15 protein-coding genes are annotated in these 17,954 nt (G+C 63.3%); 10 read left to right on the plus strand and 5 right to left on the minus strand.

Annotated features, from left to right (window positions below; all coding sequences use genetic code 11):
- Positions 1-11: 11 nt before the first annotated feature.
- The 8 genes from tssE to KI243_RS21780 all read left to right on the plus strand — a co-directional run bounded on the left by tssE (position 12) and on the right by KI243_RS21780 (position 10,167).
- Positions 12-461, plus strand: coding sequence for a type VI secretion system baseplate subunit TssE (gene tssE / locus KI243_RS21745; RefSeq protein ID WP_212809900.1), 450 nt, complete (start codon positions 12-14; stop codon positions 459-461).
- On the plus strand, positions 445-2,238 hold the full coding sequence (gene tssF / locus KI243_RS21750) for a type VI secretion system baseplate subunit TssF (protein WP_212809901.1): 1,794 nt from the start codon (positions 445-447) through the stop codon (positions 2,236-2,238). The genes tssE and tssF overlap by 17 nt, the downstream gene beginning before the upstream one ends.
- Positions 2,202-3,221: a type VI secretion system baseplate subunit TssG gene (tssG, locus tag KI243_RS21755; RefSeq protein WP_177118805.1), complete on the plus strand. Its 1,020-nt coding sequence runs from the start codon at positions 2,202-2,204 to the stop codon at positions 3,219-3,221. Before tssF ends, tssG begins: the two co-directional genes overlap by 37 nt.
- A gap of 2 nt (positions 3,222-3,223) precedes the next feature.
- The gene (gene tssH, locus KI243_RS21760) at positions 3,224-5,782 is read left to right on the plus strand and encodes a type VI secretion system ATPase TssH (RefSeq protein ID WP_212811239.1); all 2,559 of its coding nucleotides are present in this window, start codon (positions 3,224-3,226) and stop codon (positions 5,780-5,782) included.
- Between the two features lie 39 nt (positions 5,783-5,821).
- Positions 5,822-6,682: a hypothetical protein gene (locus KI243_RS21765; protein WP_212809902.1), complete on the plus strand. Its 861-nt coding sequence runs from the start codon at positions 5,822-5,824 to the stop codon at positions 6,680-6,682.
- A 122-nt stretch (positions 6,683-6,804) separates the two neighbouring features.
- Positions 6,805-7,596 (plus strand): hypothetical protein, encoded by a 792-nt coding sequence (locus KI243_RS32955; RefSeq protein WP_244861765.1) that lies wholly within the window; start codon positions 6,805-6,807, stop codon positions 7,594-7,596.
- A gap of 6 nt (positions 7,597-7,602) precedes the next feature.
- The gene (gene tssI / locus KI243_RS21775; RefSeq protein WP_212809903.1) at positions 7,603-9,612 is read left to right on the plus strand and encodes a type VI secretion system tip protein VgrG; all 2,010 of its coding nucleotides are present in this window, start codon (positions 7,603-7,605) and stop codon (positions 9,610-9,612) included.
- Positions 9,613-9,621: 9 nt separating this feature from the next.
- Positions 9,622-10,167 (plus strand): toxin-antitoxin system YwqK family antitoxin, encoded by a 546-nt coding sequence (locus KI243_RS21780; RefSeq protein ID WP_017129430.1) that lies wholly within the window; start codon positions 9,622-9,624, stop codon positions 10,165-10,167.
- Between the two features lie 3 nt (positions 10,168-10,170).
- On the opposite strand, the gene KI243_RS21785 is transcribed toward KI243_RS21780, so the two are convergent.
- A complete protein-coding gene (locus KI243_RS21785; protein ID WP_017129431.1) occupies positions 10,171-10,566 on the minus strand; it encodes a DUF4280 domain-containing protein in 396 nt (131 codons plus the stop codon).
- Positions 10,567-10,665: 99 nt separating this feature from the next.
- Here KI243_RS21785 and KI243_RS21790 point away from each other — a divergent pair, with 99 nt between their 5' ends.
- Positions 10,666-11,529 carry a LysR family transcriptional regulator gene (locus KI243_RS21790; protein WP_017129432.1) on the plus strand — a complete coding sequence of 288 codons (864 nt, stop codon included), beginning with the start codon at positions 10,666-10,668 and terminating at the stop codon, positions 11,527-11,529.
- A 3-nt stretch (positions 11,530-11,532) separates the two neighbouring features.
- Here KI243_RS21790 and KI243_RS33100 read toward each other — a convergent pair whose 3' ends face one another.
- Positions 11,533-12,636, minus strand: a complete 1,104-nt coding sequence (locus KI243_RS33100; RefSeq protein ID WP_177086699.1) for a methyl-accepting chemotaxis protein — start codon at positions 12,634-12,636, stop codon at positions 11,533-11,535.
- Between the two features lie 393 nt (positions 12,637-13,029).
- Here KI243_RS33100 and KI243_RS21800 point away from each other — a divergent pair, with 393 nt between their 5' ends.
- Complete coding sequence (locus KI243_RS21800) at positions 13,030-13,764, plus strand: class II aldolase and adducin N-terminal domain-containing protein (RefSeq protein ID WP_017129434.1); 735 nt, start codon at positions 13,030-13,032, stop codon at positions 13,762-13,764.
- A gap of 43 nt (positions 13,765-13,807) precedes the next feature.
- On the opposite strand, the gene KI243_RS21805 is transcribed toward KI243_RS21800, so the two are convergent.
- From KI243_RS21805 to KI243_RS21815, 3 genes are all read right to left on the minus strand, one after another.
- Positions 13,808-14,839 carry a GlxA family transcriptional regulator gene (locus tag KI243_RS21805; RefSeq protein ID WP_017129435.1) on the minus strand — a complete coding sequence of 344 codons (1,032 nt, stop codon included), beginning with the start codon at positions 14,837-14,839 and terminating at the stop codon, positions 13,808-13,810.
- Between the two features lie 30 nt (positions 14,840-14,869).
- A complete protein-coding gene (locus KI243_RS21810; RefSeq protein WP_178990817.1) occupies positions 14,870-16,531 on the minus strand; it encodes a choline dehydrogenase in 1,662 nt (553 codons plus the stop codon).
- A gap of 62 nt (positions 16,532-16,593) precedes the next feature.
- A complete protein-coding gene (locus KI243_RS21815; protein ID WP_178990815.1) occupies positions 16,594-17,763 on the minus strand; it encodes an aromatic ring-hydroxylating dioxygenase subunit alpha in 1,170 nt (389 codons plus the stop codon).
- Positions 17,764-17,954: the final 191 nt, after the last annotated feature.

Below are 17,954 nucleotides of genomic sequence, written 5' to 3' on the forward strand. Positions count from 1 at the left end.
GCCGGGCGGCCATGTCAGCGACCGGTATTCTTCCCCCGCTGTTCGAGCGCCTCGCCGGTGGCGAGGATCAAGTGCAGGCGCTGGAAGCCTTCGATCACCAGGCACTGGCCGACTCGGTGCGCGGCGAACTGCTGCGCCTGTTCAACACGCGCCGGGCGCGCGAGACCCTGACCTCGCCGCCCAGCATTCTCGATTATGGCGTCGCCGACTGGACTGCACTGCAAGGCCAGCGCAGCGACGACCGACGCAAGCTGGCCCGGGAAATCCGCCAGGCCGTGGAACACTTCGAACCCCGCCTGGCCCTCGACGAGGTCGATGTGCAACCGGTGGAAGGCCAGCCCCAGCAATTGAGCATCGTCCTGCATGGCGCCCTGCGCAGCGGTCATCGACATTGGCCGGTGGCCTTTGTCATCGAGAAGACCCACCAGGGTCTCGAGGTCAGCCATGAGCGACTCGATTGATGCCGAACTGCTCGACTATTACCAACGGGAACTGACCTGGCTGCGGCATGCCGGCGGCATCTTCGCCCAGCAATACCCCAAGGTGGCCCGCCGCCTGGAACTGTCGCCGGGCGAATGCCCCGACCCCCATGTCGAACGCCTGCTGGAAGGTTTCGCCCTGCTGGCCGCACGCCTGCAACGCCGGCTGGACGATGACTACGCGGAATTCAGCGACGCCCTGCTGGAACAGCTCTATCCCCTGGCCGTGCGCCCCCTGCCCTCCTGCGCCATCGTCCAGTTCCAGCCGGACCCGAGCAAAGGCAACCTGGCCGCCGGTTATCGCCTGCCCCGGGACACACCGCTGTTCGTCACCACCCGCAAGGGCGAAAGCATCCATTTCCGCACCAGCGCCGAGGTCAACCTGTGGCCGCTGGAGATCACCGAGGCGCTGTTGCTCGACAGTGATGAAGCCCAGGCACTGACCGGGGCCAACCAGGCCCGCTCGGCCCTGCGCCTGAGCTTTCGTTGCCAGGGCAAGACCCTCTGGTCGGAGCTTGAAGCCCAACAGTTGCGCCTGCACCTGGCCGCCTCGCCGGTGGTCAACGCCAGGCTCTATGACCTGCTCGGCGCCCATACCACCCAGGTGCTCGCCGGTCCGCCCGGCAGCCCGCCGCGGCCCCTCGGCGGCCTGCCACGGATTGTCGGTTTCGCCGGCGACGAGGCCTTGTTACCGGAAGAAGACGGCGTCCATCCGGGCCTGCGCCTGCTGGCCGAGTACTTCGCCTTTCCGGACAAGTTCAGCTTCTTCGATGTGCCCTTCGGTGGTGGCCGGGACGACAGTGAAATCCTCTACCTGTACTTCGTGTTCGATCACACCCCCGGCAGTCGCCTGCACCTGCAGGCCAGCGATATCGTGCTGGGCTGCAGCCCGGCACTCAACCTGTTCCCGCGTACGTCGGAACCGTTGCGCCCGGACGGCACCCGCAGCGAGTACCGGCTGATCGCCGACAGCCATCGGGAAAACAGCGTCGAGATCCACAGCATTCGCGGCCTGCGCGCCATGACCCCGCAGGGCGTGCAGAAGGTCCCGGCCTACTACGGCAGCCAGCATGCGCTGGGCGAAAGCCATCTGTACTGGCATGCCCGCCGCATCACCGGGCTGACGCCCAATCGGTTGGGCAGCGACCTGATGCTGAGCCTGGTGGACACCCGCTTCAAACCCCGCGAGGACGCGCCGCAATACAGCGTCACCGCCGAATTGCTGTGCACCAACCGGCACCTGGCACAAAGCCTCGGTGCCGGGACGCCACTGGGTTTCGAGCGCCCGGGACCGGTGGCCTGGGCACGCCTGCGCAATCCGCCCAGCCCGCAGAGTCTGCCGCACCTGGGCGGTGAATCGCGCTGGAAACTGGTGTCGCAACTGACCCTCAATCACCTGTCACTGGTGGAAGGCCCGCAGGCCATCGATGCCCTCAAGGAAATCCTCGAATTGCACAACCTGCGCGACGAGGCCAGTGCCCGTCGGCAGATCGAAGGCCTGCTGGGCCTGGCCTGCGAACGGGTGGTCGCCCATGTCGGCGAGGATGCCTGGCGCGGCTGGCGCAATGGCCTGGAAGTGCGGGTGCAACTGGATCCGCAACTTTTCGTCGGCCATAGCGCGGTGCTGTTTTCCGCGGTCCTGGCGCAGTTCTTCTCACTCTATGCCACCGCCAACCGCTTTGTGCGCACGGTGCTGGTCCAGTCCGACAAGGAGGTCAAGACATGGCAACCCCAACCCGGCCAGCCACTGTCCCTCTGAGTCGGCAACTGCGTGACGACCCGCAGGCCTTCGAGCTGCTGCAGGCTCTGTTGTTGCTCGAATGCGAACGTCCACAGGCCGTGCCGCTGGGCACCGGCACCGCTCCCGATGCCGAAGCCGTGCGTCTACGTGGCCCGCTGACGCCGTTGTTTCCCAGCAGCGAAGTGGAAAGTCTGAAGGAAACCGAGGGGCGGCAGCCGGTGCTGACCACGCCGGTATTCGGTCTCGGCGGCCCTGATGGGCCACTGCCCTATGCCGACCAGGAATGGCTGCAACAACGGGCCCGACAGAAGGACCACGCCCCCGCCGAATTCCTCGATCTGTTCCAGCATCGACTGATCAGCCTGCTGTATCGGGTGATGCGCAAGCATCGGGTCGCCGTGGGCTTTGCCTTGCCCGCCGCGACACCGGTACACCGCCAGTTGCGCGCCCTCAGTGGCCTGCTGCCCAAGGCCCTGCATGACCGCGGCGCCCTGCCCGACGCGGCGGTACTGGCGCGCAGTGCGCTGTTTGCCGGTGGGCGACGCTCATTGGCGGGGTTCGCGGCGGTGGTACGCCAGCATTTCAACGTCGCGGTGGCAGCCGAGGCCTATATCGGCGCCTGGCGGGAAATCCCCCCGGCCAGCCGCAGTCGCATGCAGCCCGGCGGCCGCAACCTGACCCTGGGCCGCGATGCCGTCGCCGGCACGCGGGTCTGGGATGAACATGCCGGCATCCGCCTGACCCTCGGCCCGCTGCCCAATCACCAGGCCGTGCGCTTTCTCCCCGACGGCGAAGCGCATCCGGCCCTGGCCGCCCTCGCCGGCCTGTACTTCGGCCCCGACCTGGATTGCAGCCTGACCCTGCTGATCCGCGGCGCCGGACCGATGACCCTCGACAGCGTCGCACCGCCGCAACTGAGCTGGAATGGCGGCCTGCAAGCGCAACCCACTGAGCATGTGCAACGGATCGAAACCCGCTTGCGCCAACTGGAGATCGCTTGAGCATGGAACTGGGCAGCCTGATCGGACGCCTCAACGCCGACAACCGTCGCGCCCTGGAAAAGGCTGCCCAGCGCTGCCTGCAACGGGGTCATCACTATGTGGAAATCGAGCACCTGCTGCTGGAACTGCTGGAGATCGAAGGCGGCGACTTTGCCTGGCTGCTGCCGCGCTTCGGCCTGGAGCGCGATGCCTTGTCGGCGGAGATCAACAAGGCCCTGGAACTGTTCAAGTCCGGCAGCACCCGGACCCCGGCGCTGTCGGCACAGACCATCGGCCTGCTCGAAGACGCGGTGGTCCAGGCCAGCGTGCTCGGCCTCGACAGCATTCGCTCGGGGCTGTTGCTGCTGGCCCTGCTCGACCGCGACGAGCGGCGCAGCCTGCTGCTCAACAGCGCCTCGTCATTGCTGAAAATCCCCCGGGATGCCCTGCGTAGCAATCTGCTGGAATGGACCGAGAACTCCCGCGAACATACCGGGCCGAAACGTTCGGCTGCCACTGCCACGGAAAAGCCCGCCCACCGCAACTCGGCGCAGGACTCGGTGCTGGACCAGTACACCCAGGACCTGACCGCCGATGCCCACGCCGGGCGAATCGACCCCATCGTCGGCCGCGACGGCGAGATCCGCCAGTGCATCGATATCCTCCTGCGCCGCCGGCAGAACAACCCGATCCTGGTGGGCGCCCCCGGGGTCGGCAAGACCGCGGTGGTCGAGGGCCTGGCCCTGCGCATTGCCGCCGGCGATGTCCCCCCCTCGTTGCAGGAAGTCAGCCTGCGGGTCCTGGACCTAGGCCTGTTGCAGGCCGGGGCCGGGGTCAAGGGCGAGTTCGAGCAACGCCTCAAGGGGGTGATCGATGCGGTGCGCAGTGCCGACAAGCCGATCATCCTGTTTATCGATGAAGCCCATACCCTGATCGGCGCGGGCGGCGCCGAAGGCGGCAGCGACGCGGCCAACCTGCTCAAGCCGGCGCTGGCCCGGGGCGAGTTGCGCACCCTGGCCGCCACCACCTGGATGGAATACAAGAAATACTTCGAGAAAGACCCCGCCCTGGCCCGGCGTTTCCAGCTGGTGCAAGTGGAAGAACCGGACGAAACCACCGCCGTGGAGATGCTGCGCGGGGTGGCGGCCAAGCTGGAACAGCACCACGGTGTGCAAGTGCTGGATGCCGCGATTCACGACGCGGTGAAGTTGTCCCATCGCTACATCTCCGGGCGCCAGTTGCCGGACAAGGCCATCAGCATTCTCGACACGGCCTGCGCCCGGGTCGCCCTCGGTCAACATGACGTGCCGCCTCCGCTGGAAAGCCTGCGCCATCGCCAGCAGAGCCTGAAGGAGGAAGTCGACCGTCTGCGCCGCGAACAGGCGACGGGACTGGACCACCGCGAACGCATCACCGTGCTGGAAAGCGAGTCCACGGGCAATCTGCAAGCCATCCGCGAGCTGGAAACCCGTTGGGGCGAAGAGCGCGAGGCAGTACGCGAGCTGTTGGAAAAACGCCGTGAATTGCTGGCCCTGAGCGACAGCCTGGACAACGGCAAATCCGACCAGGAAACCGATGGCCGCATCGATACCCTGGCTGCCGAACTGGTGCGCCTGGAAGCCGGGCTCGATGCCATCCGCCAGGACGATCCGCTGGTGCCGGAACAGGTCGACTCGAAAACCGTGGCGGCGGTGATTGCCGGCTGGACCGGGATTCCCGTGGGCAAGATGCTCGCCGACGAAGCCCACGCCGTGCGCACTCTCGGCCAGCGCATGGGCCAGCGGGTGATGGGCCAGACCACCGCGCTGGGAACCATCGCCCAGCGCCTGCAGGCTTATCGCGCCGGGCTGACCGATCCGCAGAAACCGGTGGGGGTGTTCCTGCTGCTCGGCCCCACCGGCGTGGGCAAGACCGAAACCGCCTACGCCCTGGCGGATGCCTTGTATGGCGGCGAACGCAACCTGATCAGCATCAACCTCTCCGAATACCAGGAAGCCCACACCGTCAGCCAGTTGAAAGGCGCCCCGCCCGGTTATGTCGGCTATGGCAGCGGTGGCGTACTGACCGAAGCCGTGCGGCGCAAACCCTATTCGGTGGTGCTGCTGGACGAAATCGAAAAAGCCCATCCGGATGTACTGGAAGCCTTCTACAACGTCTTCGACAAGGGCGTGATGGAAGACGGTACCGGGCTGGTGGTGGACTTCAAGAACACCGTGATGCTGGCGACCAGCAATGTCGGCGCGGAGTTGATCCTGGATACACCGATTGCGCAACTGGGCACCGATGCCTTCAACGAGCATCTGCGCAAGGTATTGCTGCAAGCCTTCCGCCCGGCGTTCCTGGCGCGCATGACGATCGTGCCTTATCGGCCACTGGATGAAACGACCCTTGAAGGCATTGTGCTGGCGAAACTGGAGAAACTGCGCGAGCGCTACAAGGCCGCGACCGGCAAGCAGTTCGAGTTTGATGCCGGGATTGTGAAAGCCGTACTCGCCAAGTGCAGCGCCGCGGGTGCCAGGGATGTCGAGAATGTGTTGATGACCCAGGTGACCGGGAAGTTGGCTGAGTGGGTGCTGGAGTAAATTTTAATATCCAGCCCGAGCCAGGCACAGGAGTTCAGAATGTCTTTTTATTACCAAGTGACCAATGTAAAAAATCTATTCAATATCAAGCTATATGGGCTTGCTCCCAGAGTGAGCCGTCCAGCGAGTCTCGCACAGGGCGCTACAGCTCAAGACCGCACGGCCAGCGAGGCTGGAAAAGTAGAAAGCTTTGTACGAGAGTTTCTCTTCAAAGTTCTGCAAGAAGGGTACAGTATAGAAAGTATACTACAAACACCAAATCCAGGAATCGAGCTGGAACCGCCTCTGATCACAGGTGAAATAGACTATTCGACGACCCCTCCAACACGCATTGACAATCTATGGCTCGATGCAAATAGCCAGGAGCACATCGAACGTTACTGCAAATCATTGGGAAAAGCCACCGTGAACAAGAGCAGCTTCAAAGCTCTTAAATTAGACACGTACACCAATTACAAGAAAGCCTACGCCTCTCTCGCGAGAGCCTTCATCGCCATCAATCCCGAGCATTTTCTCACCCACCTGGCCATACGTCATGTCAGAACCTACTACGAGATAGAATTCATGGTCGCAGGTACAAACATCTATTTTTTCGACCAACAAAATATGACCATAAATTACGGCGGCTATGTCAAAACCATTGGCGGTGGTTTATACGAGAAAATGGCGCTACTCAGAGTTCACCAAAGCAGCCTTGGAAAATTATATCCTGACTCAGCACAAGGGAACGCCGTCACCAGCAAAAACACCGTCCCGGCAACAGACATCGATTTCATCATTGGTGCCTCGCTGGAAAGTATCACTACGGGCGTGGCATTCAACAGCGGAGAATGGAGCACTCTGTCAAAAACAAGTTTTACCAAGCTGTCCCAGCACTTACCGAAAATGATAAACCTATAAAACAAAAACAGAGACACTCAAATTAAATTTCATCTTCGGAAAAAGCAAACCTTATCGCGCCTTGCTTCTTTGTTAAGGCATGCAGTAACACGCCGTGTTTGTAGCGCATAGAGAGGAAAGAAATGCCCTCCATCAGGATTCTTACGTGGAACAGTACAGGGGAAAATCCGGCCAAAGCCATCAGCCTGGGTATCCAGGCGGTGAATCCAGGGGGCTACGTGGGTCATCCATATATTGATATCTATCTGATCCAAGAGGCACAACAGGCCCCCGGTGGAGCGATCAGTAATCACCTTGTCGGGCTAGCCGGGGGAGGCTATACCGTCCATCACATCCAGGAAAACCTTGGCGGCGGTGGGAAAGGCTATATATGCGCTACGCGCGACGCGAGCGTTGTCGTGGTGACGCCATTGGCGTTGTGGAACTACGCGGCCGATCCTCTCTTCATGGGATGGGCCGGTCACACCTCCCTGCAAGCATCCAGTTGGGCCCCTCCCGCCAGAACTCCGGCCTACACATTGCTGACCGTCGGCGCGACAAACATTCTACTGATTACCTGGCATGCCCCGTTGGGTGTATCCACCTTGCCTATCATCGTTGGCCCGATGAGCGGCGGCGCCTTGATCGATGCTTACCTGGCGTTCGATCAAAGCCAGCTACTCAGCAATCCGATGGTCGCGGTAGGGGTTATTCCCGATTTCATCGTGATTGCAGGTGATCTCAACGCAAAACCGGCAGCATTGAGCAAAAATTATTTTGGCTATATACCGCTGGACGATTTCAATGGGGTTTCGAATAACCTCGACCACATCATGGCAACCTCTCCGGCGCATACTGCTTTTAATTTTTCAGAAGACTACAGCTATGGAACGACGAGTGTTCATGACATTTTTTGCGCTCGCATGCATTGGTGATAACTGATGCCACGCTCGGTCGATACCAACACCAGTCTGTCCCTGACCGCCTCATCGCTCGCGGCGCTGTATCCGGAATCCGTCTCCGGTGACGAGTCCTTGAACCACCTTGGCCAGTACATTCTCAACGGCCTCAACGATGGCACCACCCTCACCCTGTCCACCGCCATCGCCACCCATGTCACCGCCACCTTGCACAACGACGCCCTGCTTCGTCCGCTGGACGCCCTGGTCGCCGAAATCCGCCAGTTACCCGCCGATGCCACGGCCGAGCGCTATCAGCTGGTGCTGAGGCCATGGCTCTGGTGGCTGACCCTGGCCAGCAACAACCGCGTGTTCCAGAACCTCAGTACCTCGGATATCGTCACCACGATCTTCAAGGCCCATGCCTTCACCGATTTCAAACTCTCGCTCACCGGCAGCTACACCCCGCGCGAATACTGCATCCAGTACGGCGAGACGGATTTCGCCTTTGTCTCGCGGCTGCTGGAGGAAGAAGGCATCTTCTGGTTCTTCACCCATGAGGACGGCAAGCACACCCTGGTGCTGGCGGACAGCAACGACGCGTTCCCGCCGATCCCCAACGGGCCGAAAGTACCGTACCTGGGCCAGGAAATCGGCGTGCGCGAACTGCATGGCATCCGCTCGGGCCAACAGTGCCTGCAGGCCGTCGCCGGGACCTACAAGACCACCGACTACGAATTCACCACCCCCACCACTTCGCTCTACGGCCAGGCCGAAGCAGTTGCCGGACCGCGCTCGATCTACGAGCATCCCGGCGGCTACACCGCCAAGGCCCGCGGCGATACATTGACCAAACAGCGGGTGGATGCCCTGCGCAGCCAGGAAAAACGCTTTGTCGGCGAAAGCGATTGCCGCTGGCTGGTGCCGGGGCACTGGTTCACCCTCACCGGTCATGATGACGCCAGCCTGAATATCGACTGGGTGGTGACGTCGGTGACCCACGAAGTCGATCACGAAAACTACCGCAATCGCTTCGAGGCGATTCCCAAGGCGACCGCCTTTCGCCCGACACGCAGCACGCCAAAACCGCGCATGCACACGCAGACCGCCCTGGTGGTGGGCAAGTCCGGCGAGGAAATCTGGACCGATGAATATGGCCGGATCAAGCTGCAGTTTCCCTGGGACCGCGATGGCAAGAACGATGAAACCAGCTCCTGCTGGGTCCGCGTGGTCCTGCCCTGGAGCGGCAAGGGCTTCGGCATGCAGTTCGTGCCGCGGATCGGCCAGGAGGTGATTGTCACCTTCATCGACGGCGACCCGGACCGGCCGCTGGTCACCGGCTGCGTCTACAACGGCGACAACGCCCTGCCCTATGCCCTGCCGGCGAACCAGACCCAGTCCGGGATCAAGACCAACTCGTCCAAGGGTGGCGGCGGGTTCAACGAGCTGCGCTTCGAGGACAAGAAGGATGCCGAGGAAGTGTTTCTCCAGGCCCAGAAGGACTTCAAGATCAATGTGCTCAACGACACCACCGCCACCGTCGGCCACGATGAAACCCTCACGGTGCAGAACGCCCGCACCCGCACGGTGAAAGAAGGCGACGAAACCGTGACCCTGGAAAAGGGCAAGCGCAGCGTCACCATCCAGACCGGCAGCGATACCCTCGATGTGAAGGACAGCCGTACGGTGAAGGTCGGTGCCGACCAGACCCACAGCACCGGCGGCAATTACGAGCACAAGGTCACCGGCAACTACAACCTCACGGTCGACGGCAACCTGACGATCAAGGTGACCGGCACCCTGACCCTGCAAAGCGGCGGCAGTTTCGCCATCAAGAGCGATGCCGACCTGGCGGCCCAGGCCGCGACTTCCATCAGCCAGAAGGCCGGAACCTCGCTGAGCAACCAGGCCGGCACCTCGCTGGAGAACAAGGCCGGCACCACCATGACCAACGATGCGGGCGTCAGCCTGATGAACAAGGGCGGTGCCGAGCAGACCGTCGACGGCGGCGGCATGCTGACCATCAAGGGTGGCCTGGTGAAGGTCAATTGAGGAACGCACATGAGTGAGTCGACGAAGCTCGACCTGATACGCGGCGACAGCCATCTCACCGGCCGCCTGCTGGACGACCAGCTGGAAGGACCGCTGAAGATCGAGGAAGCCGGGCGTCCCCAGGCCAGCCTGAGTTACAGCCAGGGCGAGTTGCAGGGGCTATCGACGCTCTATCACCCCAACGGCAAGGTCTCGGCCCAGGTGCCCTACCAGGCCGGGAAAACCCACGGCATCGCCAGTTTCTTCAGCCCGGAAGGCGCCCTGCAGCGCAAGGCCGGTTATCGTCACGGCCTGCTGCATGGCGAGGCGACCAATTACTTCGCCGATGGCAGCGTCGCGGAAGTCGAGCACAATCGCGATGGCGTGCGCGACGGCCTGTACCAGCGCTTCCATCAGAACGGCCAGCTCGCCCTGAGCAGCCGTTATCGCAACGGCCAGTTGCTCGATGCCGGACAGCCCTATGCCGAGGACGGTCGTCCGCTGGACGCCGAGGGCAAGCCGATCTCGCGCTGGCGCTGGTGGTGGTTGCGCCGTGAAGGTCCGGAAGAAGCCTGAGTTTCAGGGAATCAGCATCTGCACCTGCCCCGGCACGACGATCTTGATCACCCCGCCCCATGTGCACATCACGCAACTGTTGGCATCCAGCGCCGGCATGCTGCCCAGCAGCAGGGTCGGCGGGCCACCGGGAATCCAGGGCGCGGCAGTGGCCGGGATGCACGGCATGGGGGTCAGCACGCCGAGGGCGGCGGCGGTCGCGGCGGCCACCATCGGATTGGCGATGCTCTGGCACATGGCGAAGGTGCCGATGTTCACCAGCGGAATGTAGTCCATGATATTCGCGGCGGGCATGCTGCTGGTCAGGGCCCGGTTGATCGGCAAGACATTGAGCATGCCCGGCGCGGCGCCGAAGCTGCATTGCAGGGTGGCGCCGCTGCACACCTGGGGACTGCCCATGGCGCTCTCCTTTTCCTGTTGGCTGCGGGACACTGGCAGCGTAGACCAGATCGGCTCGTTAGCGATTACACTGTCTTTCCCTCGCGCCCCGGACGCCCCATGGATATCGACCTCGCCCGCACCTTTCTCGAAATCGCCCGCTACGGCAGCCTGGTGGCCGCCGCCGAGAAACTGCATGTGACCCAGACCGCGATCACCGCCCGGGTGCAGAAACTCGAAAGCCAGCTCGATGCCACGCTCTTCGTGCGCAACCGTGCCGGCGCCAGGCTGACGGCGGATGGCGAGGCCTTCGTGGTCTATGCCAACCAGCTGGTGCAGACCTGGGAAGCCGCCCGCCGCGACCTGCCGCTGCCGGACGGGTTCAACAACGTGCTGCATATCGGCGGCGAGGTCAGCCTGTGCAATCCGTTGATCCTCAGCTGGGCCAAGGCCTTGCGCGAGCAGATCCCGACCCATGCCCTGCGCACCGAAATCCGCGACGGCGAGCAGTTGCTGCGCCAGCTCGAACTGGGTGTGCTGGATGCCGCCCTGGTCTATCAGCCGGCGTACTGGCCGGGGTTGCAGGTGGAGCAGTTGCTGGAGGAAAAGCTGATCCTGGTGCGCCTGGCGGAAAAGCCCGAGCCCTATGTGTACATCGACTGGGGCGAAGACTTCCGCCGCCAGCACGACGCCGCCCTGCCGGACAAGGCGCGGGCCGCCGCCAGCTTCAACCTGGGGCCGGTGGCCCTGCAGTTCATCCTCGGCAACGGCGGCGCCGGGTATTTCCGTACCCGGGTGGTGCAGAGCTATCTGGACAGCGGCGTCCTGGAGCGGGTGCCCAAGGCGCCGGAGTTCAGTTACCCGACCTATCTGGTGTACGCCCGCGAGCGGGACTCGGCCACCCTGCAGAGGGCCTTCGAGCTGCTGCGCGAGATCGTCAAGGCCGACAGCGACTGGTCCCAGCGCTGGGACCCGATGATCTGAGTCTCAGACCGGGCTGGTTTGCGCCCGCCGTTCATGCTCGGCGAGCACACTCTGGATGATGTCCATCACTTCCACGTTCGAGCGCTCCATCACCGCCAGTTGCACCAGGGTCTCGTCGAGCCGGCCCTGGCGGTGGGCGGCCAGGGCCTCGGCACCGGCCGAATGCACCAGACCATGGGGACGTTCGATGCGGTTGAAGGCCTTGTAGCTTTTCAGCTGCTGATTGCCTTCGCCGTAGTACCAGCGACCGAACGGGCAGTCATGATCGCTGATCAACGGCGCCTCCACAGCCTCCCCGAGTATGCCTTCATAGACCGAGACCTTCAGCGACAGCTCGGCCAGGTTGGCCTGTTCGATACCCGCCCGGAAGCATGACTGGCTCATCTCCTGCTGCATGCGCTGGGCCAGGGTATAGACCTCGAACATTGCCCCACCGGCTTCGTTGGTCAGGCCATGAAACACGCTGGCGGTGCTGGCCTGTTGCTGGATGCTGCTCTGGGCGACACCGATCATCGCCTTGATATCGGCGGTTTCGCGAATGATGTCCTGGGTGGCGCTGGCGGTCTTTTCCGCCAGGTCGCGGATCTCGCTGGCGACCACCGCGAAACCGCGACCCGACTCACCGGCCCGGGCCGCCTCGATAGCCGCATTGAGCGCCAGCAGGTTGGTCATGTTGGCAATGGCGCTGATCAGACCGACGATCCGGTCGATCTCGCTGGCGCGGATCACCAGTCGCGAGATCTGCTCGTCGAGGTCCGCCAGCCCGTCCTGCATGACATGGGTCTGCTCTTGCAGGACACCGAACTTCTGCTTGTTCTGGATCGCCGCCACGGCCACGCTCTTGGCCCTGTGGTTGTTATCCACCAGGCGCAGGTTGAGGTAATCGAAGGACTCGCCGACATGGGAAATGGAGCGGCCGAATTGCAGCAGGTTACCCGCCAGTCCCTGGTAGAACGCCAGTTCGGCCGTCGGCGCGGCCTGCTGTTCCCGACAATCGCGACCGGACTCCAGTTCGGCGATGCGTTGCCGGGCCTGGTCCAGTTCGCCATTGAGGCGGGCATTGTCCTGCAGCAGGGCGCGATGGTGGCTGGCACGTACAAATATCATGGGGAGGTCCGTAGCTGAGGCTGATGCCATCTTGCCACTCATGATCCGTGCCAGTTGCCGGGGCCTTTAAAATCAAGGCCTGTGAGAGGCCTGGAGTCGTTATGACTCGATGAAAAATGCGGTCATATCGACCATGGGAGTCAGTATGACTACCATGGGCTTGTGGCGTTCTGGAGGTCCTCTTCGCGGGCGAGCCCGCTCCCACAGTGTTCGAGTCGAGGCGAGGGTTTGTGCACGACCCGAAACTTGTGGGAGCGGGCTTGCCCGCGAAGGGGCCGGCAGCCTTTACCCCCCATCGGAAACAATCACGTCAACAAAAGTCGCTTCCCATCAAGCCTTGATCCCCAGCCGCCCTAGACTCTGCAGCATCCGCCGATTGCCCAGGAGCCCGCCATGCCTTCGCCCCTCGATCACCCGTCGCTGCGCAGCCAACTGGCCTGCGCCTTTCGCTGGGCCGCACGCCTGGGCCTGCACGAATCCATCGCCAATCACTTCAGCGTGGCCGTCTCCGACGATGGCCGGGACTTCCTGATCAATCCCTATGGCCGGCATTTTTCACGAATCCGTGCCAGTGACCTGCTGCTGGTCAAGGCCGATGACCCCAGCACCCTCGACCGCCCGGATGCCCCGGATATCACCGCTTCGGCCCTGCACGGCGCGCTGCATCGCAACCAGCCCCAGGCCCGCTGCATCCTGCATGTCCACTCGAAATACGCAACGACCCTGGCCTGCCTGGCGGACTCGCGCCTGCCGCCCATCGAGCAGAATTCCATGCGTTTTTTCGAGCGGGTGGTCATCGATGAAGGTTTCGATGGCATGGGGTTGGGCGACGAGGCCGAACGGGTCAGCCGCCTGCTGGGGGACAAGCCGATCCTGCTGATGGGCAATCATGGCTTGCTGGTCGCCGCGCCCAGCGTGGCCCAGGCGTTCGACGACCTGTACTACTTCGAGCGGGCCTGCGAGGTGTATGTCACGGCGCTGTCGACAGGACGCCCGCTGCGTATCGCCAGCGATGAGGTGGCACGCAAGACGGCACGACAATGGCTCGACTACCCGGGATTTGCCGAGAAGCATTTCGCGGCCCTGCGGGGGATCCTGGAGGAGGAGGAACCGGAGTTTGCACGGTAGGAACCGGCTTGCCGGCTCCCACACAGGTATTACCGGCAACCTGTCATTCTTCGATCAGCGAAGAACGCAGTTCACGGCTCAGCGGCTGGCGCATCACGGGGGCACTGAACACCTGGCTGCGATCCTCGCTGGGCGGGCAACCGAAACGTGCCCGGTAAGTGCGGGAAAAATGCTCCAGCGAACCGAACCCGGAACAGGCCGCGACCTGGGCCACGCTCATCTGTGTCTGCTGCAACAGGCTGTGGGCCCGCGCCAGGCGCAGGGTCATGTAGTACTTGAGCGGCGACAGGCCGGTGTGCTGCTTGAACTGACGTTCCAGCTGGCGCTGTGACAACCCCACCTGGCGAGCGATGGCTTCGCAATCCAGCGGTTCTTCCAGGGCCTGCTCCATCAGCATCACCGCCCGCCGCATCTTCGCCCCCTGCAGCCGCGGGCTGGCCGGACCATCGTCGAGCTGGTTGTCCATGGGCTGGCGTACCCGCCCCATCAGCAGGTGCATGGCGATCTCCCGCGCCAGGTCGCTGTCGACGCTCTGCCCCAGCCAGGCGATCATCATGTCCAGGGTCGAGGTGGCACCGGCACAGGTCAGACGCTGGCGTTCCAGGGTGTAGAGCTGGGGCCGGGCCTTGACCCGGGGATAGCTTTCCTGGAAGCCCTGCAGGTTGTCCCAGTGCACCGCCGCTTCGTGGCCGTCGAGCACCCCGGCCGCGGCCAGCAGCTCGGTTCCGGTTTCCACGCCCATCAGCACCGCGCCGAACAGTGCCTGCTTGCGCAGCCAGCTTTTCAGCGACTGGTTGCGGCTGTGCTTGTGCACATCGAAACTGGCGATCACCAGGCAGGCATCGAAGCCCTGCCCGGCCTCGGGACAACCACTGACCGCCGTGCTCAGGCCGTTACTGGCTGGAACGGGCTGACCATCGAGGGACAGCAGCGTCCATCGGAACAGCGTGCGCTGGCTCAACCAGTTGGCAATCGCCAAAGGCTCGATAACCGCCGCCAGCCCCAACTGGGAAAAGGCCGGCAGCAGCAGCACGGCGATATGCAGCGGCGGTGTATCGCGTGACTCGTGGCTCATCAGTGAACTCCCTCCACCCAACCCGCAGGCTCAGCGTTGCTGGCTCTGCCAGTGCGGATGCACCCACACCGGCACCGAGAGCGCCGGCAACGGCGGTTGCCCGCGGATCATATCGCTGGCCTTCTCGGCAATCATCACCGTCGGCGCATTGGTATTGCCGCTGACGATCATCGGCATGATCGAGGCATCCACCACCCGCAGCCCTTCCACGCCATGGACCCGCAACTGCGGATCGACCACCGCCGCGGCATCGGCGGCGGGTCCCATCTTGCAGGTGCCGCTGGCATGGTAACCGGTTTCCGTGACCCGCCGGGCCCAGGCATCGAGTGCCTCATCGCTCTGCACATCCGGACCGGGCACCAGCTCCTCGCCGGCAAAGGCCGCCATGGCCAGTTGCCCGAGGATTTCGCGCACCAGTCGCGCACCGGCACGCATGTCGGCACGGTCCTGCTCGGTGCTCAGGTAGTTGAAGAGGATCTTCGGCGGCTGGCGCGGATCGCGGCTCTTGAGGGTGACACTGCCCAGGCTGGTGGGCCGCATCAGGTCGATATGCACCTGGAACGCATGGGCAGGCACCAGGTCCACCGTGCCCGGTTGCACCGCCAGGGGCATGAAGGTCAGTTGCAGGTCCGGGTGCTCGACCCCGGCCCGCGAACGGATAAAGGCCCCGGCCTCGAAATGGTTACTGGCCGCCAGGCCGTCATGGCGGATGAACCAGCGCGCGCCGATCCACCACTTGCCCGGTGCGCTGGTCCACGGGTACAGCGACACAGGCTTCTTGCACAGGTACTGCACCACCGTATCCGGATGGTCGTTGAGACGTTTGCCGACGCCGGGCAGGTCGTGCAGGACCGTCAGCCCCAGGTCACGCAGCTCCGCGGCCGGGCCGATGCCGGACAACAACAGCAACTGCGGCGAACTGATCGCCCCGGCGGTCAAGAGCACTTCGCGCCGGGCCCGGGCCTGCCAGACGTGACCGTTCTGCTCGTACTCGATACCACAGGCCCGCTTGTCCTTGAACAGGATGCGCAACGCCAGGGCACCGGTCGCCACCTGCAAATTGCCGCGCTGCAAGGCTTCGCGCAGATAACCGCGGGCGGTGCTCCAGCGCCTGCCGTGGCGAGTCGTGCGGTCCACCGGGCCGAAACCTTCCTGGCGATAGCCGTTCAGGTCGTTGCTCGGCGCATAGCCGGCCTGCTCCCCGGCCGCGACGAAGGCGGCACACAACGGCGTGCTGATATCCCCCGGCGTGACATGCAGATGCCCCTGCGCACCGCGATAACTGTCAGGTCCATCGGCATGGTTCTGCGCGCGGATGAAATACGGCAGCACTTCCTGGTAGCTCCAGCCGACGCAGCCCTGCTCCGCCCAGTTGTCGTAATCCCGGGCATGCCCGCGGATATACACCATGCCATTGATCGACGAGGAACCGCCGAGGGTACGCCCACGGGGCGTGCCGATCCGGCGGCCGTCGAGCCACGGCTCGGGTTCCGAGCTGAAACCCCAGTTGTAGCGCGTGCCGCCGACGACCACGCCCACAGCGGAGGGCATGTCGATGGTCCAGCTGTTGTCGGCCGGTCCCGCCTCCAGCAACAGGATCCTGAGCGCAGGGTCTTCCCCCAGGCGGTTGGCCAGGACACAGCCGGCGGACCCGGCGCCGACAATCAGGTAATCGAATTCGTGCTCGGACATGACCGGGCGTGCTCCATCAGAAGGTCTGGGGCGATCGGCGACGCCGATCGCGACAAGCGGACTCAGCGGTCGGCAGTACCGTGGATACCCTGGAACACCAGGCGGTGAAAGTGATGCACCAGATGCTCGCTTTCATTGCTGCGCTGCGCGTCGATCATGTAGCGACCCTGGTCGTAGCCCAGCGAGCGCAGGCCCTTCTGCACCGAGATATTCAGCGCGATATCTTCCGGTCCCAGGTCCTCGTTCATCCACTTCATGCAGGCGGTGCTGACCTCGGCCGTGCGGGCGTTGGAGGAGTAGTAGCCGAAGCGCAGCAGCGAGCGCTCGGCATCCAGTGGAATCATCATGAACGAGCCGAGGAACTCGGAAAACGGAAAGGTATAGAAGGTGTTGTTCGGCCACATGCCGATATTGAAGAAGCACTCATCGGGGTTCAGGTCGCCGCGCAGCTTCACCCCATAGGCTTCGGTCGCCGACAGATTGGCCGGGGCCGCATAGGTCCACCAGTTGTCCCGCTTGATCAGCTCGTAGCCCTTGAAGTCGATCAGTCTGGCCAGGTCGATGTGGCACGGGCCGGAGAGCTTGAAGTGATAGCCCTCGATGGAGTTGTCCATGATCACTTTCCAGTTGGCCGGCACGATCACGTCCTGCTCGTCGATCAGTTGCATCTGTTCCAGGTCCGGGAAGACCCGGCGCATTTCCTCGTCGGCGCCGGGGAACAGTTCGCGCAGGGACGGCGCCTGGGGATCGAGGTTGAAGTAGACGAAACCGCCCATTTCCTCGATCCGTACCTTGGGAATATTGAACTGCTGCAATTCGAAGTTCTTCATCCGTTCGCAACGGGGCGCGCCGCGCAGGCTGCCATCCATTTCATAGCACCATGAGTGATAGGCACAGCGCACCACTCCGCCAGTGGTACCGCGCCGCTCTTCCAGCAGGCGGTTGCCGCGATGCTGGCAGACGTTATGGAAGGCATGGATCTGCCCTTCACGGTTACAGGCGACCACGATGCTCTGGTCGAACAGGTCGCAGACCACGTATTGCCCGGGCTGGGCGAACTCGTTCCTGTGCCCCGCCACGTGCCAGGCGTGCATGAAAATATTGTCGCGCTCGGCCTGGAACAGTCCCTCATCGAAGAAATAACGCGATGGCAGGGTGAAGGCCTCCTCGGGATTCTGCTGATCCCAACCTTCGACCCGGGATTGTTGTTTCTGGATATGAATAGGTTGCATGGACGTGCTCCTCGACCAGGGTTGAGCGCTCGGTTCGGCTGCCGGCGTTGGAACCTAATCTAGAGCGCCATCCCTGGCCGGGATTGATGGAAAACGACCCGTTGGGCAGGAAAAACATCAATCGCCCTTGACCACCATCCTCTGGCAGGTGCCGCCGCCTAAAGCCGCAAAACTGCAGGAAAAGTCCTGCA

It is taken from the genome of Pseudomonas sp. Ost2, from assembly GCF_018326065.1.
GTDB classification, from domain to species: domain Bacteria; phylum Pseudomonadota; class Gammaproteobacteria; order Pseudomonadales; family Pseudomonadaceae; genus Aquipseudomonas; species Aquipseudomonas gingeri.